This window comes from Bacillus sp. AC266 (assembly GCF_979253805.1).
On sequence record NZ_CEEDEC010000007.1, the window covers coordinates 187,120 to 210,944 of the forward strand.

Annotated in this window: 14 protein-coding genes and 1 pseudogene; 1 reads left to right on the plus strand and 14 read right to left on the minus strand. The window is 33.9% G+C overall.

All coding sequences use genetic code 11. The annotated features are described in order from the left end of the window. Nucleotides 1-64: 64 nt before the first annotated feature. The 7 genes and pseudogenes from AC0IXC_RS24860 to colA form a co-directional block, all read right to left on the minus strand. Complete coding sequence (locus AC0IXC_RS24860; protein ID WP_061689360.1) at nucleotides 65-757, minus strand: response regulator; 693 nt, start codon at nucleotides 755-757, stop codon at nucleotides 65-67. Continuing rightward, on the minus strand, nucleotides 757-2,367 hold the full coding sequence (locus AC0IXC_RS24865; RefSeq protein ID WP_471653506.1) for an ATP-binding protein: 1,611 nt from the start codon (nucleotides 2,365-2,367) through the stop codon (nucleotides 757-759). The genes AC0IXC_RS24860 and AC0IXC_RS24865 overlap by 1 nt, the downstream gene beginning before the upstream one ends. A gap of 306 nt (nucleotides 2,368-2,673) precedes the next feature. Continuing rightward, nucleotides 2,674-3,621: a methyl-accepting chemotaxis protein gene (locus tag AC0IXC_RS24870; RefSeq protein ID WP_471653512.1), complete on the minus strand. Its 948-nt coding sequence runs from the start codon at nucleotides 3,619-3,621 to the stop codon at nucleotides 2,674-2,676. Continuing rightward, nucleotides 3,613-4,800 (minus strand): annotated as a pseudogene (locus tag AC0IXC_RS24875) (HAMP domain-containing protein); the annotation flags it as partial. The gene AC0IXC_RS24870 and the pseudogene AC0IXC_RS24875, both read right to left, overlap by 9 nt. 112 nt (nucleotides 4,801-4,912) lie before the next feature. After that, the gene (locus tag AC0IXC_RS24880) at nucleotides 4,913-6,487 is read right to left on the minus strand and encodes a flotillin family protein (protein WP_002029662.1); all 1,575 of its coding nucleotides are present in this window, start codon (nucleotides 6,485-6,487) and stop codon (nucleotides 4,913-4,915) included. A gap of 12 nt (nucleotides 6,488-6,499) precedes the next feature. Further along, nucleotides 6,500-7,048, minus strand: coding sequence for an NfeD family protein (locus tag AC0IXC_RS24885; RefSeq protein ID WP_088032433.1), 549 nt, complete (start codon nucleotides 7,046-7,048; stop codon nucleotides 6,500-6,502). A 245-nt stretch (nucleotides 7,049-7,293) separates the two neighbouring features. Continuing rightward, the gene (colA, locus tag AC0IXC_RS24890; RefSeq protein ID WP_215590661.1) at nucleotides 7,294-10,191 is read right to left on the minus strand and encodes a collagenase ColA; all 2,898 of its coding nucleotides are present in this window, start codon (nucleotides 10,189-10,191) and stop codon (nucleotides 7,294-7,296) included. 270 nt (nucleotides 10,192-10,461) lie between these two features. Here colA and opuD point away from each other — a divergent pair, with 270 nt between their 5' ends. Further along, nucleotides 10,462-12,012, plus strand: a complete 1,551-nt coding sequence (gene opuD / locus AC0IXC_RS24895) for a glycine betaine transporter OpuD (RefSeq protein ID WP_000591600.1) — start codon at nucleotides 10,462-10,464, stop codon at nucleotides 12,010-12,012. Nucleotides 12,013-12,142: 130 nt separating this feature from the next. Here opuD and AC0IXC_RS24900 read toward each other — a convergent pair whose 3' ends face one another. The 7 genes from AC0IXC_RS24900 to AC0IXC_RS24930 all read right to left on the minus strand — a co-directional run bounded on the left by AC0IXC_RS24900 (nucleotide 12,143) and on the right by AC0IXC_RS24930 (nucleotide 23,786). Continuing rightward, entirely contained in the window at nucleotides 12,143-13,006 is an 864-nt protein-coding gene (locus AC0IXC_RS24900; RefSeq protein ID WP_471653507.1) for a GNAT family N-acetyltransferase, read from the minus strand. Between the two features lie 156 nt (nucleotides 13,007-13,162). Then, the gene (locus AC0IXC_RS24905; RefSeq protein WP_471653508.1) at nucleotides 13,163-16,108 is read right to left on the minus strand and encodes a leucine-rich repeat domain-containing protein; all 2,946 of its coding nucleotides are present in this window, start codon (nucleotides 16,106-16,108) and stop codon (nucleotides 13,163-13,165) included. A 126-nt stretch (nucleotides 16,109-16,234) separates the two neighbouring features. Beyond that, a complete protein-coding gene (gene yhbH / locus AC0IXC_RS24910; RefSeq protein ID WP_002029660.1) occupies nucleotides 16,235-17,410 on the minus strand; it encodes a sporulation protein YhbH in 1,176 nt (391 codons plus the stop codon). A 448-nt stretch (nucleotides 17,411-17,858) separates the two neighbouring features. Then, nucleotides 17,859-19,754 carry a PrkA family serine protein kinase gene (locus AC0IXC_RS24915; protein WP_471653509.1) on the minus strand — a complete coding sequence of 632 codons (1,896 nt, stop codon included), beginning with the start codon at nucleotides 19,752-19,754 and terminating at the stop codon, nucleotides 17,859-17,861. A gap of 403 nt (nucleotides 19,755-20,157) precedes the next feature. Then, complete coding sequence (locus AC0IXC_RS24920; protein WP_471653510.1) at nucleotides 20,158-22,227, minus strand: sensor domain-containing protein; 2,070 nt, start codon at nucleotides 22,225-22,227, stop codon at nucleotides 20,158-20,160. A gap of 124 nt (nucleotides 22,228-22,351) precedes the next feature. Continuing rightward, a complete protein-coding gene (gene trmL, locus AC0IXC_RS24925; protein ID WP_002029656.1) occupies nucleotides 22,352-22,840 on the minus strand; it encodes a tRNA (uridine(34)/cytosine(34)/5-carboxymethylaminomethyluridine(34)-2'-O)-methyltransferase TrmL in 489 nt (162 codons plus the stop codon). Between the two features lie 58 nt (nucleotides 22,841-22,898). Next, nucleotides 22,899-23,786: an amidase domain-containing protein gene (locus AC0IXC_RS24930; RefSeq protein WP_002029655.1), complete on the minus strand. Its 888-nt coding sequence runs from the start codon at nucleotides 23,784-23,786 to the stop codon at nucleotides 22,899-22,901. Nucleotides 23,787-23,825 lie beyond the last annotated feature (39 nt).

The window sequence follows — 23,825 nt, forward strand, 5'->3', positions numbered from 1 at the left end:
AACTAGAAAAAACAGTAGAGGAAATGTAATAATCCTCTACTGTTTTTATTGTTGTAAAAATCCCCTATGAAGAAACGCGGAAGTACCTTCTTTCTGGCCTTCCCACACTTCCATATATAAGCTCCGCATGCACTTTCTTTCCAGAGATCAAATACTCTAAATAGCGCCTAGCAGTTGATCGGCTTACACCTACCATTGAACTTAGTATCTCTGCAGTAATTCCCTCTTCATTAATAGTTAGCATATGCTTTTTTATTTTTGCTAACGTTAAAGGGTCGATTCCTTTTGGCGCATATTCTATTTGATTTGCCTGCACCCCTCTTTGGGACCATAGATGTTCAATCTGTTCTGAAGATAATTGAATATTTTTCTTTAACTTCGTAATCTTCTTTTGATAACTTTCTAAACTTGTTTTAAACCGATCAAATGTAAGTGGCTTTACAATATAATCTGTTACTCCGCCTCGTAAAGCATGCCACACTACATTCGTCTCTGATGCGGCTGTAATCATAATAATATCTGTATCATGCAAATTATGCCTAATATATGTGACGAGTTCAGTCCCTTGCATGTCAGGTAAATATACATCTAATAAAACGAGTTGTGGCTTTACAAACTCTAACCATTCTTTCGCCTGTTCCCCAGTCGTTGCTGTTCCAATTACTTTAAACCCTTCAATTTTTTCAGTAAAACGACGATGAATTTCCGCAATCCGAATATCATCTTCTACAATCAATACTTCAATCCCCTCATTCATTACAATTCGCCTCTCTCTTTCGGTAATGCAATGATAAATAAAGCACCACCTAAATCCCCTTTTTCAATCGCAATACTTCCATTTAAGTCTTCCACTAACTCTTTCACTTTCGCTAATCCATATCCACGTTTTTCGCCCACTTTCGTCGAAAAACCTTTATAGAATATACTTGTAATTATTTCATCATGAACACCTTGTCCTGAATCTTCTACTTCAATTAATATTTCTTCCCCCATGTCTGTTACAAACATTCTTACTTTCTTATCATGATCTTGATTTCTTTCAATTGCTTCAAATGCATTCGTGATCAAATTCCCTAAAATAGAAACAACGTAATTACTCTCAATATGCGGACTTAACTCTTCTAAACTACTTTCCCGATCTAACATAAAATCAATCTTCAACTCTCGCGCCCTATTATAAAATCCAATTAAAATCCCACCTAACCATGGATTTTGAATTCGTTTCATAATAAATTGAACGAACTCTTGATATACTGCTGTTTCCTTATGAATAAGCTCTAAAGCATCTTCATACGACTCTAATTGGATAAGACCCGAAAGCGTATACAATAAATTGTTATATTCATGCGTTTGTGCCCGCAGTGCCTCTGTATATTGCCGCGTTTGAGACAATTCTGCTGTTAATTGATCCATCTCAGATTTCAAGCGTAAACTGGATACTACACCAGTTACTTTATGATTAACTTTAATAGGTAGACGATTAGCAATAACATCCTGCCCCTTTATATTTAATTGGCGATCAAATTGTTCTTCTCCGGTTTGAAGTACATCCAGTATCGATGAATTAGGAATAACATCTAAAATAAATTTCCCTATTATATTTTGTTGTTTATCTAAAGAAAGGATATCGTATGCCGCTTGATTTACTAAACTAACCATACCATTTTTATCGATTACTACAATTCCTTCACGTACAGATTGAATAACTGTACTATGCTCCTCGTATAAAGATGAAATTTCTTCTGGCTCCATTCCAAACATCATCCGCTTAATACTTTTAGCTAAATATACAGAGCCAATTATCCCAATTAACAGACCTGTTATTGTAATCCAAAACACACGCTTTCCATACACTTCTATCGCTCCATGAATATCATCCATGGAAAAACCAACAGATACTACACCAATAATTTCATTATCCTGATTACGAATTGGGACTTTTCCACGTAATGAAGGCCCTAATGATCCCGTTGCTTTCGAAACGTAAGATTTCCCTTCTAATAGAACCCCTTTGTTATCTCCGCCCACCATAGCTTCTCCTATTTTATCTCGCTTAGGATGTGCATAACGAATACCATCTTTATTTCCAACTACGATAAAGTCAGCATCTGTTTCGATTCGAATTTTTTCTGCAATTGGCTGAATAATAGAAGCTGGATTTTCTTTTTGAAAAGCTTCCCCAATTTCCGGTATAGCAGCAACTGTTTTCGCAACATGCAACGCCCTTTTTCCAATTTGTTCTTCTACTGTTTCAGATAATATGTAGTAAAATAAATAACTCGTTAACAGAAGCACAGCAAGAATAAGTGTACTAATAGTTAATGTAATTCTCGGTTGTAGTTTCAATTTCTTCAATTTCAAAATCATTCCCCTAACATGGCTAAAGATAGAATTTAAAGAAAATACAGTTTTTTTAAATATCACCTTTTATCATAACACGGTTACTATATATTTTTATCTTTATCTTCATAAAGTGAAACTTTAATCAGTGGGGGTTTTGTTCATCCCTCACTGATTATTAGCCTTCACCAATCGGGCATCTACGGGCCGCCCGACTCCCACCTAACTTCTTTGCTCCAGCCGAATTATGAGGTGGGAGTTTTACTGCCCACAAATAGCGGGATAAAAAAAGAAACGAGGTAAAATTACTACCTCGTTTCTTAATGCTTGTTATTACACTTTAAATTTACCAATCATCTCTTGTAATTCTTCAGCCATTCGCGATAAGTGAACTGCTGCTGAATTTATTTCTTCTACTGAAGCTACTTGTTCTTCAGAGGAGCCAGCAATATTTTGAACGCTTGCTGCATTTTCTTCAATCGTTGCTGCAATTTCATTAATAGATGCACTTACTTGTTTTGCATCTACCGTCATTTGCTTCGCTACTTCTACCATACTATCAATTTGTACTACTGTATCATTTGTAGATTTCAATATTTCTACAAAGCTTTTCTTCGTTTCATTTGCAACTACAAGCCCTGATTGTACCTCTGTCCCAACTTGATTCATAGAGCTTACTGTTTCTTTTATATCAAATTGTATCTCTTTCACTAGCTTATCAATTTCCGTAGAAGATTGTCCCGATTGTTCTGCTAATTTCCGTACTTCATCGGCTACAATTGCAAAACCTCTTCCTTGTTCCCCAGCTCTTGCAGCCTCAATTGCAGCATTTAATGCTAATAAGTTTGTCTGCTGTGCAATATGTTGAATCACTTCTAAAATAGCTCCAATTTGCTTCGACTTATCATCTAATAAAGAAATGACTTCGTCTGACTGTGACACAGACTCATGAATTAATTGCATTTGATTCACAGTTTGTTCAACTAACTTTCCACCATCTTCAGCTTTTTGCTTCGTATACATAGAGGCTGTGGATACTAATGAAGAGCTATCCGCAACACGCTGAATTCCTTCTGTAACTTCTTCTAACAGAGTCGCTCCTTCTTCAACTTCCCGCGTTTGTATTTCTGCCCCACTCGATACTTGTTCCATCGCCCTTGTAATTTGTTCCGTCGCTTCACTTGCTTGCTTCATACTAGCCGTTAATTCTTCCGAAGAAGCTGCTACATGACCAGCTGAAGTATTAATATTTGAAATTACATCATGTAATGATGCCGCCATCTCATTAAAACTTTCACCTAACTGTCCAATTTCATCCCTCGAACGAACAGCAATTGATTCCGTTAAGTCACCTTCGCTAATTTTCCTCGCTGATATAACAAGTTGCTTTAACGGTTTAATAATAGAAGCGATTATGAAGTAAATTATAATTCCACCAATTATTAACGAGATACCAATAACAGTTAATGTTTTATAGAAAATAGGTTCAGCCGCTTCAATTATTTCTTTTGAAGGCATAATTCCTGCTATCTTCCATCCAGTTTGCTTATTTGTTTTAAAGGTAATATTACGATCCTCACCATCTAATGAGAATTTAAAATCACCTATTTCCTGCTTGTACAGCTCTTTTTCAAGTTTCTCTTCTACCTTCTCCCCCGGCTTTAACGCTGGATGTGCTACTACATTTTTATCTTGATCAAAAATTGCAACATACCCTTCTTTACCGATATTAACCATTTTTGAAGTATTTACAATATCATTAATAATTAAATCAATACCGAGAACGCCACTTTTATCTTCATTTTGTTTTGCTATTGTAACAACAATATTTCCTGTCGTTTTTGATTTATATGGAGCTGTGATAATTACTTCACCACTTTTTTTCACTGCCTCTTTATACCAATCTCTTTCTGTAGGATTATACCCTTCTGGCATTTGAAGTACCGGTGATTGAATAAATTGTCCATTACTAGATCCAGTATAGATTGCTTCCATTTCTGGATGTAATTTATTATATTCTTCTAATTTATTTTGCACGTTTTGAAGCTGATCTGCTTGATAGCTCGCTCCAGTGAATAATTTTGTAAAATATGCTGCGTCTACTTTCTTACTATCTAACTCTTTATTAATTACATTATTTAAAACCTTCACGTTATCTTTTGCTGATTGCAAAATTGTTTCATTAAAATTTGTCTTCGCCTGCTGATAAGACGTCCAACCAATTACAATACTTGGAAGAATTAAAATAATAATAAATGATACAAGTAACTTTGTTTTTAAGCTTCTACTCCTTAATTTTCCTTGAAACATATTCCTACCCCTCCATACCGTTTTAAATGCAATTGCTTTACATTTAATCTCTTTATACAAATCATACGATTTAAATGTATTGATGAGACCCTCTTTCTCTTTTCCCTCATCTTTCTCTACATTTAAAGTATTGTTACATACCTTTTTCATTCTATAGAATTTAAATAATTAAAACAATATATAAAAATGTACATTATTCGAAATATTACATTTCACGAAAGAACCTCTAGTATCCCATTTACTAGAGGTTCTTTTCATCTTGCTATTCTTTATCTTTGTTTATTTCTTTCTTCTCATCTTCTACTACTGATACTACAGGTTTATCATTTGATAGTTGTTGCACGGCACCTTTTCCAGCGAATCCTTCTAGTAATTCTTTTAAATCAATGCCAGAAGAAGCTTTTAACGTTTCTTGCATTGTTGCCATTAAATCAGTCGCATAGCCTGCAACCTTACCGGCACCGCTATTCTTACCACCGCCGCCTGTATCAACAACTGTAATTTTATCAATATTGCTAAGTGGACTTGCGATTTCTTTCGCATAACTTGGAAGCATTTTTAGAACCATATCCATAATTGCCGCTTGCCCATATAATTCAAATGCTTCTGCAATTTTTTGTTTCGCTTCTGCTTCTGCTAAACCTTTTAACCTAATAACATCTGCTTCCGCTGTACCTTGCGCTTTTTGTACTTCCGCTTTCGCTTGACCTTGCGCTTTTTCAATTTCTGCTTTTGCTAAACCTTCTACACGTACTTCTTCTGCACGTGCTCTTGCTTCTGCTTCAATTTTATATTGATCCGCATCTGCTTTTTTCATTTGTTTTACTTTTTCCGCTTCGGCTGATTGTTCAACAGCATAGCGATCTGCATCTGCCTTTTTCTTTACTTCTGCATCGTATTGCTTTTCACGACGCGCAATCTCTTTTTCTTCTAACTCAATTTGCTTTTCACGCTCAATGATTTTAACTCGCATTTGCTCTTCTGTAACACCTTGTTGCGCTTTCGCTTGTTGTAATTCATAAGAAAGATCTGCATCTGCGCGAGCTTGTTCTTGGTCTCTCTTATAAGATTGTACTTTTAATTCCTTATGCTTTTCAGCTTCAGCAATTTGTGCATCACGTTGATATTCTGCTTCTTTTGCTTCTTTCTCAGCACGAGCCTTTTCAATTCGTGCTTCTTTTTCACGCTCTGCATTTGCAACTGTTGCATCACGCTTAACCATTGCAATTTGCGGCTGACCAAGTGCATCTAAGTAGCCGTTTTTATCCATTATTTCTTTAATTGTAAAGGAAACGATGCGAAGTCCCATCTTCTTCAAATCAGTAGAGGCCACTTCATGCACCTTTTGTGCGAATTGCTCTCTATTACTATAAGCATCTTCTACTGTCATAGAAGATAAAATAGCACGTAGATGCCCTTCTAAAACTTCTTTTGCTTCTACTTTTAACTCTTCCGTTTCTTTTCCTAAATATTGTTCAGCTGCTGTAGAAACTTCTTCAATTGTCGATCCTACTTTAATAATAGAAACACCGTTTACTGTAATCGGAACACCTTGTTTCGTATACGTATCACGTGTTCCAACTTCTAATTTGTAGTTTAATAAACTAAGAAGTTCTGCCCGTTGCATAATTGGAACAACGAAAGTACCACCACCGCGGATAATCTTAATCTTCTTTCCATCATCAGTGATAACAACATTCTTTCCACCACCAAGCCAGTTCCCTGTTACAATTAATGCTTCATCTGGACCAACTGTACGATACTTCGTAATAAATACTAAAATGAGTAGAAGTAAAATTGCGAGTAAAACTCCACCGATAATTAATGGAATCGTCATGTAAATTCCCCCTTATAATTTTGGTTTCTTTAAAGAATAAGCGATGTTTTGTACAAGCAAAACACCATCTTGAACTCCTTCAATAATGACCTCGGTTCCTTGTGAAATATCTTTTTTCCCAATTGTTTTCGCTGGTATTGCATTACTTCCAAATTGGGATGAGATTAATACTTCTCCAAATCCTTCTTTCGGAATCGATATAATTACTTCTCCTTTTCGTCCAATAAATTCATCCATGCGGTGCATTGTATTTTGCTCTGCCTCTGCAATCGGTTTTAAAATTAATATTTTCATTATGAAAACACCGATAAAGGATATAGCAAATGAGCCACCAAAAATAATAATGCTATTAAAGGAAAATAAATATTCTCCTATATAACTAAATCCACATAACATTGCAAAAAAACTAAGTAATAAAGTTACAATGGATACAGATCCTCCACCAAAGCTAAATATTGATTCAAATATATCTCCAAAGAAGATATAAATGACAGTAAGTATAGTTGCAATTATAAATCCGTATAAATAAATTGTTTCAAGTGGATAACCAAACAAGACCATTTCTTATCCCCCTTTCTTAAACAATCCCTTTTTTGTTATGTGTATGCCCCACCTCTTTCAAAAAACATTAATCTTAATTTTCAGTTATTTACTTTTTAAAGAAAAACCTGTAGACAGGTCTCTAAAAAAGAACAGGAGAAACCTATTGTGACAGGCTCCTCCTAGTAAATAACCGATATATTGTATATCTATATAATATACTATTTTCCACAAAAAGTAAAGTTAAACATACATTGGAAAAGCACTTATTTTACTGATAATGCGTACGCTCCATCGCCATTATCATATTTATATACATACAAGTAATACTTACCTGGTTTTGCATTAAATTTTGCTTCTATATGATTTCCATTAGCTTGACCGTAAGCTGCGTAATTTTGCATATTTGATTCATGGTGAAGTACCCATGTCATCCCGATTCCATACTCATTTAAAACAGAAATATCGATATCTTTCGCTGATGCGACATTAAATGTATAAACATCGGTGTGATCCCCGCCGATAAGGCTACCTTTTATAGTAGTGTTTAACCCAATACGATTTGCTTCTTCTGGACGATTATTTGGTTCTGATTCTGTTACACTTCCATCTTTAATTGTAACAGTTGTTTCGCTTCTACTCTCTTTTCCTTTATCGTCTTTTACTACTAACGCTACTTTATAAGTTCCTTCTCTTTCATATGCATGTACTGGATTAACTTCTGTACTTGTACTTCCATCCCCGAAGTCCCATAAATAAGAAACGATTTTTCCATCTTCATCGTTTGACCCATCACTTTTGAATTGAATTCCTTCTTTTACAAGCCCGTTATAAGGTCCGTTTACATTAACCGTCGGGGCTTTATTTTCTCCGTCATCTTTTGCGATACCGTGGAAGACTACATCATATTCAAATTGATTAGAGCTATTCACACGGTAATTGACGAAATATGCTGTAACCGTTTTGTAGCCACTCCATTCTTTTTGCGTCAATTGTTCTAAAGCCTCATTTACTCTTTTACTCATTGCTTTCCAGTCTTCTGACTCACCTTTTGTTACACTACCTGTAAACGTGCCTTCTAATGTAAATGTATTAAAGAATTGAGATGTATGCTTTGTCATTTTTGTATCTTTCATAGACAACGTTTCACTAATTTCTTTCTTCACTTCTGTTAGTGCTTTTGGTGCATGTTCAGCTAAATAATCATCTGCTACTTCCGGCACATTGTACTTATCTTGATTATCAATTAACTGCTGCATATACTCTTGATACTCTTTATTTAACTTAGAATCTTTACTTAAAGTCTCACGATACGTATCATAATTTCCCACATCATTCGCACGAATTAAATCTTGAATTTTATCAAACGTTTCAAATTGATGAGTATATAAGTAAGACTGCAATGCGAACGAGTAGTTATAGAAATCCCAAGAACCATATTTAGCAAATAGTGTACGCTCTGCTGTATAACGGCTTGCAGGATCAGATGATAATCCACTAATGATGCTCTTTCTTGGTACAACGTTATTTGTACGAGTAGCTCCTGCGAAAAATTCTGCATTCCCTTCTTGGAACCAAGTTAATCTTTCATTTTGATACATATCTCCTCTTCCAAATAAACCGGGAACTTCATATCTCCCTTGAAGATAATGAGTAAACTCATGACGGAATAACTCTTCTAAACTATAAATACTTTGCTCTGGCGTACGCTCATATGTAAAGAATGTCCCTGTCTCTTCAATATAAATTCCACCGTTGTTTGTTTCATATCCATACAATTGTCTATTTAACTGGTATTCGTCTGGAGTATTATAGATTACTATCGTTAATACGTCGTCTGCATTACCTTGTTCTAAAGCTTTGTCATTTCCGATCACACGGTGATATTGCGCTTTTACTTCCTTCGCAGCCCAATATAATCTCTTGATTTTTTCTTCTGACACTTTATCCCCAGTTTTAAATACAATAGATCCATCATCGAATGTATACGTTTTTGGTAAGTATTGCTCTTTTCCTTCTTTACGTATCTTCTCTAAGTCTACCGTATTCCCGCTATAATCTTTCCCATTATAGTTTGTTGTAATTTGTTCTACTGCAACAAAATACGGCTCACTTAAACGCGGGTACATATGCATTGCCTGTGTAACAACCTCTAATCCTTTATTTGGATTACTATGAAACTTACCTAAACGACTAGCAAAATAAATTCCATTATTAACGAGCCATTTATTTTCTGGCGTTACTTCATTTAGAAGAGCAATACGATTTATTTCATTAATAAACCCATCTACTTTTCCATACCACATCGTTTCATTCGCTTCTTTACGAGCCTCATTTAAGTAAGACTGTATATCATAATCAATGCCTTGCATCATATCGTATACAGCTTGTCCTTTCATACGATCGTCTACATATGCATTAAAATTATCATTATATTGTTTTAAAATATTCGATGCGTATTGCACCGTTTCAACATCACTTGATGCATTACTAATTAATTTTCCGTATGCAGATACGACTGTATCTTGCTCATTTGTTCCAAGCTTAAAGTTGGGATTTTTCGCAATAGCTTTTAACGCTGGTAAACATTTGTCCTGGAAGCTTCTTTCATTTAAGTCGCTTAATTCATTATTATAAAATGCAAGATAAAAAGCTGAACGTAACACTTCAGTAAACGTTTGAATTCCTTTTGAATCATCTTTCGTAAATGTACTACCTCTATGAGCTAATTCGTCTATAATTACTTGCATTTTTCCGTTATCTTTATAAAAGGCTTTTGCGTCTTCATTAAACTGGAATAAGTCTGTAATTTGGTGCCACTTAATACTGCCTAACGTTTCAATTAATTCTTGATCATTCATTTTGTTTAAATCAGCCATTGAATAGCTTTCTTTAGCTTGCTTTACTGCCGAGTTCTTCGTAATAGATGCTGGTCGCTGTGAAAAATCTCCTACTTTTAAACGTTCTTGAAACGATAATGTTTCATCAACTTTCGAAATATGCCCAACTTCATCTACTGGTTTTTCAATTCCAACCGGCTTCGTTTTCAACACATTATACGGTACTTTTTCTTCCGCTGATGCATGAGTTTGAAGTGCCCCTAACGATAGAGCCATTGTACTAATACTAAGCATAACTTTATTAATCTTTGATTTCTTGTTCATATCCTTGTCCCCCTATTTAAATATTCCATCCAAGAATTTAACATAAAATCTAGATACAGAGATATAAAATGCAATATTTCATATTATTTCTTCCTACATTTTGTACATATCGTGAACGCCCTTGCCTTTATCTAACCTCCAATGATTATGAATCTATAGCGATTAAACTGTCCTTTTACACACGATAAAAAAACGAATTTTTTGACAATTAAACCTTTAATTGTTATGATTAATATAATTGTTAACTTTATTAAATAAAGGTGGGATTCTATGATAAAAAAAGAGAACAGTGTATTCTATATCTCCATCTTGCTAACAACATTATTCATCATATGGGGAATTACCCCGGCAAGTTGGATACAAGGCTATGATTTACAAAGCGTTACATCTTCTTTAAACTCATTCATTCTCAATAAATTTGGATGGTTTTACTCTCTACTTATGACCTCAATGCTTATTTTAGCTACTTATTTAGCATTTTCTAAGTATGGATCTATTCGTCTTAGTAAAGATGGAGAAAAACCAAAGTATAGTTATCCATCTTGGCTATCCATGTTGTTTGGGGCAGGAATGGGAATTGGACTCCTCTTTTACGGAATTACTGAACCGATTTCACATTTTACAGATCCATTAACAGGAAAAGCAGGCACAGAAGAAAGCGCCAAGCTCGCTATGCAATATTCATTTTTCCACTGGGGACTCTTTCCGTGGTCACTATACGCGATGGTTGCTTTAACAATTGCATATTTCACGTTCCGCAAACAAAAAGGTAGCACAATTGGTGCTACAGTTACTCCATTATTTAATCGATCGAAAAATTCTCCTATCGGAAAAACAGTCGATATTTTAGCTGTTTTAGCCACAGTATTCGGTATTGTGCCATCTGTTGGGATCGGTGCTCAACAAATCGCCGGAGGATTAAGCTATTTATTCCCTTCTATTCATAACACTTTACTTACACAGCTCGTACTTATCGCCATCTTCGCTGTTTTATATTTAACAAGTGCACAAACTGGCTTAGATCGTGGGATTAAATATTTGAGTAACTTAAATTTCTCTCTTGCAGGTATTTTACTCGTCTCCTTTTTACTTTTAGGACCAACTGTATTTATTATGAAATATTTCACATCTACACTCGGTTCTTATATTGGGGCTTTACCTAGTATGGGATTAAATTTAGGAGCATTTAATGAAAAATCTTCTTCTTGGATTGAAAACTGGACTATTTTTTATTGGGGATGGTGGATTTCTTGGTCTCCATTCGTTGGCACATTCATCGCCCGTATTTCTAAAGGGCGCACAATAAAAGAATTTATTTTTGGAGTTGTATTAGTTCCAACTCTTATCTGTACATTTTGGTTTGCAGTATTTGGCGGTACCGCTATCCATATGGAAATGTTCCAATCGCTTGGAATAGCTGATGAAATCGCAAAAAATGGTACAGAGATTGGATTATTTGCTGTTATTTCACACCTACCATTCTCTACATTTTTAACAATTATCGGGTTAATTTTAGTAGCCACATTTTTCGTTACTTCTGCCGACTCGGCAACATTTGTTGTTTCAATGCAAACGAGTAACGGAAGCTTATCACCGAAAAACAGTTTAAAACTTATATGGGGATTAACAATCGCGATAATTGCAGCTATTTTATTACAAGCAGGAGGACTAAATGCACTACAAATTGCAGCTATAATCGCAGCTCTACCATTTTCTATCGTAGTCGTCCTTATGGTTACTTCGCTCTTTAAAGAGCTGAGAAAGGAAGATGTTAATTCGCAAACAAAAGAAGTTCCGCAAAAGATAAAAAAGGTTATGTAACAATTAGCACCTCTTCTAAATGGGGGTATTCGCTCCTCAGATTAGTCCTGAATCCGTTATTACTGAGAGCGGCAAAGTAAATTAAATAAAACCCATTCGTATGAAATATAATTTTCATACGAATGGGTTTTTACTCTATTATATAGTGCTGTAAACATGCTTTCTCCTCAAAACCTACTTTCTTGTACAACTTCATCGCACGAACATTATTCGTATTCAAACATAGTTCTATCTCTCTCATCCCTTGAAAGGAGAAAATATACTGAATTGCACCTTGTAATAACCGCTCTCCAACACCTTTTCTTCTACTATTTTCAGTGGTTGCAATAAATTCTATATTCGCTTCTTGAAACTCCGGATTTACTTCAATATATACATAACCTTCTAACTTATCATTCTTCATACTTACAAATAATTTATTCGTATCACTTAAACGTTTGATAATTTCATTTCCTTCATAATATGTATTAGGGAAAACATTATTGTGTAAAGTAATAAACTGCTCAAATACTTTTGGTAAAGCTTCTTCTACATTACATATAATACGTTGTCCCGCAATATTATTTAAAATGAGAATACTATGTCGATCTTGTTCTTTAGCATGTAAATCCTTCATTAAGCGGGCACAATTATTATTTTCCACATGATAAAAACCATAAAATTTCTCAATATGAAAAGGCACCTTTTCTATAAGTTCCTTCCACATATGTAAAGTAACTTCTTCCCAATTCTCTGCAATAATAAAAGGCCCCCATATTTCTGCACATTTTTTTACTTCATCCACATCAAATCCTAATACACCTATTATTTTATTATTTTCATAAGTAATAACAAAAGATTGTTCCCAGCCTATATCAGAAAACTCATGGGTAATTGTCTGTAATAACTCCTCTTTCTCATCTCCACAATAACCAACATGATGCGTAGCATCTTTATTTACAGTTGCAATAAATGATGCCACTTCTTCGATTTTCAAAATAGAACTAACATGCATAACCTCTCCTCCTTCTCTAATACATTTACACTTTCCTCATTTATATCCTTCTAAAAAAAGACATCATCATAAGCATATTTCAAAATGAAATCGCCATGATAATGTCTTCTCAAAAACTCGTATAATCACTTTACATTATAATAAGATAAAACGTTTTTATTTCTTAAATAATCTCTTTCTAAATACAAACATACTCAGTGCTGAAAGAACTAATGCTACGCCTGAAAGTAACGTTGATGTATTCGCTTGTCCACCTGTTGCTCCTAGCGACTTCTTACTTTCTTCTTGTTTATTAACAACTGGTTTATTTTCTTTCATGCTTTGATTCTCTACTACTTTTTCTGTCACAACCTGATTATTCACGTTTTGTTCTTGAACTACTGTGGCTTGATTTATTTCTTCTTTCGATTTTTCAATCTCTCGTGCTACTTCTTTTTCTTTCGCCCCTTCAACTTCTGTTGTTGGCTCTTTCACTTCTTGCGAGCCTTCAGCTTCTTTTGCTGGTTCTTTTGATTCTTCAACTTCTTTTGCAGGCTCTTTTACTTCTTCTTTTGGTCCTTCAACTTCTTTTGCAGGCTCTTTTACTTCTTCTTTTGATCCTTCAACTTCTTTTGCTGGTTCTTTTACTTCTTCTTTTGATCCTTCAACTTCTTTTGTCGGTTCTTTCACTTCTTCTTTCGTTTCTTCAACTTCTTTTGCTGGCTCTTTTACTTCTTCTTTCGTTTCTTCAACTTCTTTTTCCGGTTCTTTCACTTCTTCTTTCGCTTCCTCAACTTCTTTTTCCGGTTCTTTCACTTCTTCTTTTTCAACTATATTCTGGATAACTGTTCCGCTAAAGCTTATACTAGTTTCATCCGACTCTAAATCAAATTTATATACCTTTTCACCTGGAGTACTCCATTTCATTACTCCGTTATTAAACGTTCCACCCTCACTTGTTAGTTTAATATTCTCAATAGTTTCTCCTTCTAAGTCATATACCGGAACTTGAATTTCTTCATTTACTTTCGCTTCATTTAAAATGATTTTTTGTCTTCCGGCATCAATTGAAAACCATTGACCTAATTGTATTAACGGCCTTACATCACGAATCTCATTTCCAGCTAATTTTAAACTGAGTAGGTCTAACATTGAACCAAGAACTGATACATCTTTAATATGATTATCCGCAAGGTTTAACCACTGTAAATTTTCCAGTGAAGATAACGGCGTTATATCTTCAATTTTATTATGAGATACATTCACGTCTTTCAATTGTTTCAAGTTTGAAATGAACTCAATATTTTTCAACCCTACTCCTTCTAAAGTGAGGTTTTCTAAGTTCGTCATATATTCTAAACCAGTTAGATCTTTTATCTCTTTTCCTTTTTCTTTAAGTATCTCTAATGTTTTAATCTGTAATAAATCTTCTTTTGTTATAGGGGCATTTAGATTCTCTCTACCAAAATTCTTTTTATTAATATGTTGTTGTAAATTTTTATCAAGAATTACATTTTTATTTTCTGTTTGTTTTTCAACTATACTTTGTATAACCGTCCCATTAAATCTTATTTTACTTTCAGCAGAATTCGTATCTAGTTTAAATTCATATATTTTTTCTCCAGGACTATTCCATTTTATAAATCCGTTATTCAGAGTAGCCTCTTCACTTTTTACATTAATATTTTGAAGTGTTTCTCCTTTAAGATTGTATATTGGAATTTTTATTTCTTCATCCACACTTGCTTCATCTAAAAAGATTTTTTGTCTTTGAATATCGATATACATTCTTTTTCCTAATTCTTGGACAGGTCTAACATCACGAATTTCATTCGAACCCAGCTTTAAATCATATAAACCTGTTAATTGACTAAGTGGTGTTATATCTGAAATATAGTTTTCCTCTAAATTAAGTGATTGTACAGTAGATAATCTTAATAAAGGTTCGATGTTTTTTAATTCATTTTTAGAAAGGTCTAACTCCACTAACTTTTTCATTGAGGTAATATGCTCGATATTAGTAAGTCCATTGTTACTTAAAGATAAATTCTTCACATTTTTCAATTGCTCAATCCCAGCAAGATTAGCATTACTAATTTGATTATTTGCTACAGTCAAAGTCCTTAAAGTCGTTACTGTAAATAATGGTTTAATATCTTTTATATAATTGCTATTTAAATCTAACATTTTAATCTTCTTCATTTGACTCAATGGGCTTAAATCTGAAATTTTATTGTTTCTCAAACTTAAAATCTCAACATGCTCTAACTCAGCCAAAGGTCCAATATCTTCGAGTTCACCATAAGTTATACTTAATGATTTTAATTGTCTCAACTTCGAGATAAATTGTATATTTTCTAACTTAACTTCTTCCAACGTTAAGTTTTCTAAGTTCGTCATATATTCTAGACCGCTTACGTCTTTTATTCCTTTACTTTTTGCCTCAACGACTATTAAAGATTTAACTTTTAATAAATCTTCCTTAGTTATTGGCGTATTTAGATTCTCTCTATTCAAGTTATATTTATTAATATGCATTTGCAATTGCTTATCTACTATTACATTTCCATCTTGTTGATCCACTTTATCCTCTTTATTTTCCTTTTGATCTTTTGGAACATTGTTTTCTAGATTTAACGCATTTACTTCAAACTGCACCTGGTACTTATTATCATAGGCCATTGTCGGAATATAAATATGCATTTGCATATTATATCTTTTTCCTAATTCTCCAGCTTCAAATTGAATAACCTTCGTCCCATTTTTCTTTTTATCCTCTGATATGACTTTTACATCATGGAATACACCAGGAGTATCAATATCCTCTGTTTTCAAGTATTCGAAGAAATCACTATCACTTAACGTTGCCGTTACAATTTTCTTCCCCTTCTCAATGGTTAATTTAGGATTTTTTATATAAACAGCTGCCATAGACTCTTCATTCGTTTTATCTTTATACGCTTTAATAACAGCATCATATGTACCATCTTCTAAAGCATGTCCAGTTTTGTTCGCCTCAATTACTACAGCTGCTAAAGCAGGCGTTGAATACGTAGCAAATGGAAGCGATAACGCCGCAGCGATAATCATCGCATTTATATGTTTTCTTTTATTTCTTTCCAACTTTACATCTCCTCCAAAATATATAAATCAAAATATAATCATTTTCGAATAAATGATAATGATTTTCATTATCGTTGTCAACTAAAAAAATAAAAAGTTTACAAAAAATAACCCCTTTACAAGGGGTTATGCCATTCTTTCTCCTGATTCTTCTTTAAAAAAGCTCTTCATCGCATGAAATACATCTGCTTTTTGCTTTAAAATATAATATCTGAAATTCTCGTCTTTAATATTTTTATATGCTGACATAAGCGTACTGTGGCGGTTGTACTGATTCACTTCCCCATACCCAAACATATTACACTTCTTCATCAACTCTTCCACAAGCTTTACGCATCTAGCATTATCCGAAGTTAAATTATCACCGTCTGAAAAATGGAATGGATAAATATTATAACGGTCTGGTGAATATTTATTATCGATTAACTCAAGTGCTTTTTTGTATACAGAAGAACAGATCGTTCCGCCACTTTCCCCTTTTGAGAAAAACTCTTCTTCTGTGACGACCTTCGCTTCCGTATGGTGAGCAATAAACTCAATGTCTACGGTTTCATACTTTGTGCGTAAAAATCTTGTCATCCAGAAAAAGAAGCTACGTGCCATATACTTCTCCCATATTCCCATCGATCCACTCGTATCCATCATCGCTAATACAACAGCTTTTGAATCTGGCTTTAACACTTCATTCCAAGTACGGAACTTTAAATCTTCTTGGTGAATTGGATGGAAAGATGCTTTACCACGCATTGCATTTCGTTTATATGCAGATATCATCGTCCGTTTCTTATCAATATTTCCCCATAATCCTGTTTTTCTAATATCATTAAATTCAATATGTTCAATCCGGTTTTCATCTATTTCTTTTCTCTTTAAATTAGGCAGCTCTAACTCTTTGAAAAACGCTTGCTCCAATTCTAAAATTGAGACTTCTGCTTCATAATAATCTTCTCCAGCTGCATCTCCTGCCCCTTGCCCTTTTCCTGGTCCCTTCTGCTTTTGACCACCTGATCCATCTCTTGCAACAACATCACCAACTTTACTGTCACCGTTTCCTTGCCCAACGTGTTTGTTTTTATCATAATTGTATCTAATCTTATATTCATCTAAAGAACGAATCGGTATTTTCACAACATCCTTGCCATTAGACATAACTATACTTTCTTCTGTTACAAGGTCTGGTAAATTATTTTTGATTGCCTCCTGCACTTTTTCTTGATGGCGTTGTTGGTCGTCATATCCTTTGCGATGGAGGGACCAGTTTTCCTGTGAAATCGTGTAATTTGGTTGGTTTTCTTCGCTCATTCCTTTCCCTCCTTACTGTAATTGTCTTCCCCTATGAACAGCAATCTATAATTTTGTTTTCTAGTGTGCGTAACTAGAATATTTGAAAAATAACTGTTCATCGAAAATCATCCCATAAACATATATAGCGTTTTTCATACAATACTCCGAGCATCCTAAACAAAATTTTGCCACTCACATAATAGAAAGAAACATTCAGCCGTTGATAAGAAAGAAACACAATGCATTGTTGCACACATTTTCGTTTTGCAACATATTGTATTGTGTTGGCTTTTTTGTATGAATGGTTGGTTACTCTATCATATGCATATTGTAAAAATAATTGACAAGAAATTCATAAAATCGCATCTTAATTTATTATATTCGGACAAGCTATGACATTTTTTACAAATATCAATAGATAACAAAACGCCGTCCCAAGAATAAGAGACAGCGTTTTGTTATCAAACTATCGATTTAACAAACTACCTACATATCGTAACAATTCATTCGCAGATGAAGAATTATAGCCATGCTCATCAATTAAGCGTGCAACAACATCATTGATTTTCTTAAGCTGATTTTCGTCTGGTGTTTTCGTTGATGTTGTAATTTTCACTATATCTTTTAAATCGGCAAATAGTTTTTTCTGAATCGCTTCACGAAGACGTTCGTGTGAATTATAATCAAAGCGTTTTCCTTTACGTGCATAAGCAGAAATGCGAATTAAAATTTCTTCACGGAATGCCTTTTTAGCATTTTCTGAAATTCCAATTTGCTCTTCAATCGAACGCATAAGTTTTTCATCTGGGCTCATTTCTTCACCAGTTAACGGATCACGTAATTTTGATTTATTGCAGTATGCTTCGACGTTATCTAAGTAATTATCCATAAGTGTCTTAGCTGATTCTTCGTATGAATAAACAAATGCTTTTTGTACTTCTTTCTTAGCAATTTCATCGTATTCTTTTCTCGCTAATGAGATGAAATTCATATAGCGCTCTCGGTCCTCACTACTAATTGACGGGTGCTGATCCAATCCGTCTTTTAACGATCTCAGTACATCTAGTGCATTAATAGATGGTACCTCTTTTCGAATAATTGTAGAAGAAATTCGGTTAATGACATAACGAGGGTCAATCCCCCTCATACCTTCATCTTGATATTCGCGTTGCAGTTCCTCTACATCAATCGTATTATATCCTTCTACCGTTTCTCCATCATATAAACGCATCTTTTTAATTAAATCAATATCTGGACGCTTCGGATCTTTTAAACGAGTTAAAATAGTGAACATTGCTGCAACGCGAAGTGTATGCGGTGCAATATGAACATTGGACACATCACTTTCACGAATCATTTTTTCATAAATATGTTCTTCTTCACTAACCCGTAAATTATATGGAACCGGCATTACAATAATTCGTGAATGCAATGCTTCATTTTTCTTATTTGCTATGAAGGAACGATACTCTGTTTCATTTGTATGCGCTACAATTAATTCATCTGCTGAAATAAGCGCAAATCTTCCTGCTTTAAAATTCCCTTCTTGTGTAAGCGATAGTAAATGCCATAAAAATTTCTCATCACATTTTAACATCTCTTGGAATTCCATCATGCCGCGGTTCGCCTTATTTAATTCTCCATCAAATCGATATGCACGAGGATCTGATTCCGAACCGTATTCTGCAATTGTAGAAAAGTCTAGACTACCTGTTAAATCGGCAATATCTTGTGATTTTGGATCAGAAGGACTAAATGTACCAATTCCTGTACGGCGATCTTCAGAGAAGAAAATACGCTCTACAACTACATCCTCAATTCTTGACCCATATTCTTGCTCTAGACGCATAACATTTAATGGTGATAAATTCCCTTCAATCCTTACTCCATATTCATCAAAGAAATCATTCCGTAAATGTTGCGGAATTAAATGAAGTGGATCTTCATGCATTGGGCATCCTTTTATTGCAAAAATCGCTCCACGATCTGTTCGTGAATATGTTTCTAATCCTCGTTTCAACATCGTAACTAATGTTGATTTCCCCCCACTAACAGGCCCCATTAATAACAAAATACGTTTCCTAACATCTAATCGTTTTGCAGATGGATGAAAATATTCTTCCACAAGGCGTTCTAAAGCATCCTCTAATCCAAATAGCTGATTACTAAAGAAGTTATATTTTCTTCTACCATCAACTTCTTCAATTCCAGCATCTTTTATCATATTGTAAATGCGAGAGTGTGCTGTTTGAGCCACCCATGGTCTTTCTTTCACAAGCTCCAAATACTCCGCAAACGTACCTTCCCATTGTAAACGTTCCTCTGCTTCCCGATATTGTTCAATTTTCTTTAGAATATCCATTATAGCTCCTCCCCCATCTCCTTGTTCAATCGGATTATTATAAAAGGTATGCTAGGATGTCCTTAAACATTCTTTAAATCAAAACGAAATATATAATAGCGCGATAAAATTCTCTCCAAAATTCAAAGAAAATTCTGTATAATAAAGATATTAAAGTTTTCACGCTGCTATTCATTGTAAATAAATTCTTTTCTTCTGGGAACCTTACATACATTTCGATTCACAAATAGGATTCGTAAACCGAAAAAGTAAGGGGGAAATTAGTATGAAGTTATTATTAATTTTAGGTGTATCACTCACATTTCTTACAGCTATTTTCACATCTGGTTATAACGATAAACCAGGTACACAAAAAAAGTGATGTGCTTTTCAGCACATCACTTTTTTTCTTGTTTTTTATACACTATTTAAAATAAATATTTTCCACATCGTATATCGATAAAGGGCGATTATAAAAATAACCTTGTACGATTTTCACATTCTTTTCCTTTAAGAACTGTATTTGTTCCGCCTTTTCTACTCCTTCTGCAATTACATTTAACCCTAGAGTATGTGCTAAATGAATAATTGCAGCCGTAATATTCGTATCTCTTTCATCTTTATATATACCTTCCATAAAAGAACGATCAATTTTTAACGTATCAATCGGATATGTTTTTAAATAACTTAAAGATGAATATCCCGTTCCAAAGTCATCTAAATGAATCTTTAAATTTTGTTCTTTTAACTGCAATAACACTCTTTTTGATACATCTTTATGTATAAGAGCCCCTTCTGTAACTTCTATTGCTAATAAATGAGGGGGAACGTTGTACTTATTTAAAGCACGTGTAATCATCTCTATTAATGTAATAGAACGAAAATGTCTAGCTGAAATATTAACTGCGATTGGTACAACCTCATATCCTTTATTTAACCATTCACGTATCTGTTCACAAACTTGATGTACTACCCATTCATCAAGTTTAATAATAAACCCTGTTCTTTCAGCAAGTGGGATAAATTGATTTGGCGAGACAAAACCTAGCTCCTTATTCTCCCACCTTATTAAGGCTTCCATACTGGCCATCTTTCCCGTTTCAATATTAATTTGAGGTTGATAATAGAGGGAAAATTCATTTTTCTCTATAGCACGATGTAACTGATTTTCTATTATAAACCTTTGTTCACGTTCACAATCTAATCCACTACAATAAAAATGATAATACCCTTTTCCTTTTTCCTTTGCTTTTTCCAAAGCTGCGTCGACTCTTTGGAAAAGCATTTTTTCATCCATTCCATCTTCTGGGGCCATTACAATCCCAATTGATGCACTCAAATAAACATCCTCTTCTTCTATTACAAAATGCCCACTAATTTTCTTTAATATTGTTTGTGCAACTTCCTCTACGTATTCTCTCGTTATATTTTCTATTAACATAACAAATTGATCATCATGTTCTCTAAATAAATGCATATCTTCTATTTTTAGGTCTCGTAAGCATTCAGTAACTTTTTTTAAGACTTGATCCCCTTCTTTATGACCAAATGTATCATTAATAAGGTGAAATTCATCCAAATCTATAAAAACCAATGCGAATTCTTTATTCTCAGCTAAAAATTCATTTAGCTTATTTGTACATGATATTCTATTCATTAACCCCGTTAACTGATCAAAGTAAGCCAAATATTCTGTTTTCATCTCATTTAATACTCGCCTCGTAACATCCCTCGTAACAATGTACACCCCGACGATTTCACTATTCACAATAATGGGGATTGTCCTCACGGAAATATAAAGTTCATATCCTTCTTTATGAATATATTTCTTTGCAACAATTTGTTTTGCTCTTCCCTGTAAAGCATTTTTAAATATAATTTGAAAAGTTTTTTCATATTCTTTATTTATAAACTGAAAAATAAATTGGTCCTTTAACTCTTCATATCGATACCCAAAAATTTCATAAGTCGCTGGATTTGCATATGTAATTCTTCCAATAGAATCTACAGATATAATGGAATCATTATTATATTCTAGTAATGACTTAAATAACATTTGTTTTTCTTCTATTTCCACTTTTTTCTTAACCTGTGCTGTAATATCTCTAGTAATACAAATAATAAACTGACATGTTCCATTTACATCGCATACTGGATTAAGTGAAGATTCATAATGTATATCACCAGTTGGCAAACTAATTACATCACAAAATGTAATTGCTCTCGCTTCTCTCATTACTTTTGCATAGTGTCCTTGCAATAACCTTGCCGTATCTTCTGGTAATACTTCTGCAAAAGTTTTCCCATAACATTCTTTCCCTAGCCTGGCGTGATTCATTCCTATTTTATTCACATAAATATATTTAAAAGTTTCATCATCAATAACTTTCACAATAAACACTAAATCTTGAATAGCATGTAACAATCCCTGTCTTACTAAATCCATATCTATCATACTTAAAAAGGTATTTTGATTATTATATTGTTCCTTCATATTTATCTCAACCCGTCTTATCTATTTTTATTCATATATCTCATTCTATATGAATATGTACCTTTTTTAAAATGTATGATTACATATTTTTTAAAAAAATAAAAAAGCCGCCAAATGGCGACTTTTAATACACGATTTCTAAATCTAATCCTGGATAATTTTGTTGACGGAACGCTTCATAAATTAAAATTGCTGCTGTATTAGATAAATTTAATGAACGTACTTTATCCGTCATTGGAATACGTAAACAATGATCGAAGTTTTCTTCAATTACATTAGCTGGTAATCCATTTGTTTCTCTTCCAAATACGAAATAGTAATCCTTCTCACGTTTGCTATAATTAAATGCTGTATGAGCTTTCTCGCCATACTTTGTTAAATAAAAGAATTCACCATCTTTATTTTTCTCATAAAATTCTTCGATTGAATCATAATACGTAACTTTTACGTGCTGCCAATAATCTAATCCTGCACGCTTTAACATTTTGTCATCCGTTGAAAATCCAAGCGGTCTAATCAAATGTAATTCTGTTCCAGTTGCTGCACAAGTACGTGCAATATTTCCTGTATTTGCTGGAATTTCTGGTTGATATAAAACAACATGTACTCCCACGCGATATTCACCTCTATTTTTTATCTACTACGTATTATACCACTTGAACGAAAAATCTCTACCCATTAATAATATGAAAGAATTTATATTTCATTTGTGGTGTATATTTACTAGAATCTTCATAGTTCCAATAACGCCTGCGGCTATTCGCTGAATGTGCATTTACAAGCGGCATACCATCTGCGTCTTTTGCTACTACAATTGTCGTATGATTCCACCTACCATCATCCTCAAAATCATACGCAATTACATCGCCAAGAATAAGGTCTTCTGGCCTTTCTACTGCTTCTGCTCGAAGCCCTGTTGTAGCACCTGACAAATACCAATAAAAAGAGTGTGCTACAGCCCAGCTCCAACTCCACTGGTTTCCCCTTTGCCACCACCCTTTACGAATGTTAGGATGTCCATTCATTGGTACTTCTCCAGTATGCAGACATTGTGAAATGAAATTTGTACAATTATCCGGAAAATTACGGTATGCAGAATTGCGATCATCCCACCAACGCTCTGCATATTTCACTGCCTCTAAACGATTATATTGATATGAACCGTATTTTTCTTTCGTGACTTCCCGTTCTAACGTTTCACCTATTCCTATTTCTTCTGACACTTCGAGAGCATAATCATCTATTATACAACTATTTTTTAAACAAACTCGTCGTTTTAATTGTTCCTCTTCGATATAAAATAATTCTTTATGCTTAATTAAATATTTCAAGTGTATTTGATAATCAATTTCTTGATGCTCATTACTATTTAATTGTCTAACGAAAGAAATATCTGCAGTTGCTTTCACTATATGTGCACTACGCTTTTGAAACAATTGTTTCTTTCTCTGTACCATTTGTAACAAATCTACTGCAATACCATCTACATCTGTTCGTTTCTCTGTTATATATGCTAAAAACTGTTGCACTTGCTTTTCAATATTCGCTTTTACAACCATTTCGTCTCCCTCCCATATTACAATATGAAAAAGGGAGAT

Bases quoted from the DNA above. Each gene is read 5' to 3' on its own strand.
- AC0IXC_RS24860 (WP_061689360.1), bottom strand. From the start codon at position 757: ATGAATGAGGGGATTGAAGTATTGATTGTAGAAGATGATATTCGGATT.
- AC0IXC_RS24885 (WP_088032433.1), bottom strand. From the start codon at position 7,048: ATGGTCTTGTTTGGTTATCCACTTGAAACAATTTATTTATACGGATTT.
- AC0IXC_RS24900 (WP_471653507.1), bottom strand. From the start codon at position 13,006: ATGCATGTTAGTTCTATTTTGAAAATCGAAGAAGTGGCATCATTTATT.
- AC0IXC_RS24870 (WP_471653512.1), bottom strand. From the start codon at position 3,621: ATGGCGGCATCATTACATGATGTAATTTCAAATATTAATACTTCAGCT.
- AC0IXC_RS24920 (WP_471653510.1), bottom strand. From the start codon at position 22,227: ATGAAGGAACAATATAATAATCAAAATACCTTTTTAAGTATGATAGAT.
- opuD (WP_000591600.1), top strand. From the start codon at position 10,462: ATGATAAAAAAAGAGAACAGTGTATTCTATATCTCCATCTTGCTAACA.
- AC0IXC_RS24930 (WP_002029655.1), bottom strand. From the start codon at position 23,786: ATGGTTGTAAAAGCGAATATTGAAAAGCAAGTGCAACAGTTTTTAGCA.
- yhbH (WP_002029660.1), bottom strand. From the start codon at position 17,410: ATGAGCGAAGAAAACCAACCAAATTACACGATTTCACAGGAAAACTGG.
- AC0IXC_RS24880 (WP_002029662.1), bottom strand. From the start codon at position 6,487: ATGACGATTCCATTAATTATCGGTGGAGTTTTACTCGCAATTTTACTT.
- colA (WP_215590661.1), bottom strand. From the start codon at position 10,191: ATGAACAAGAAATCAAAGATTAATAAAGTTATGCTTAGTATTAGTACA.
- AC0IXC_RS24865 (WP_471653506.1), bottom strand. From the start codon at position 2,367: ATGATTTTGAAATTGAAGAAATTGAAACTACAACCGAGAATTACATTA.
- AC0IXC_RS24915 (WP_471653509.1), bottom strand. From the start codon at position 19,754: ATGGATATTCTAAAGAAAATTGAACAATATCGGGAAGCAGAGGAACGT.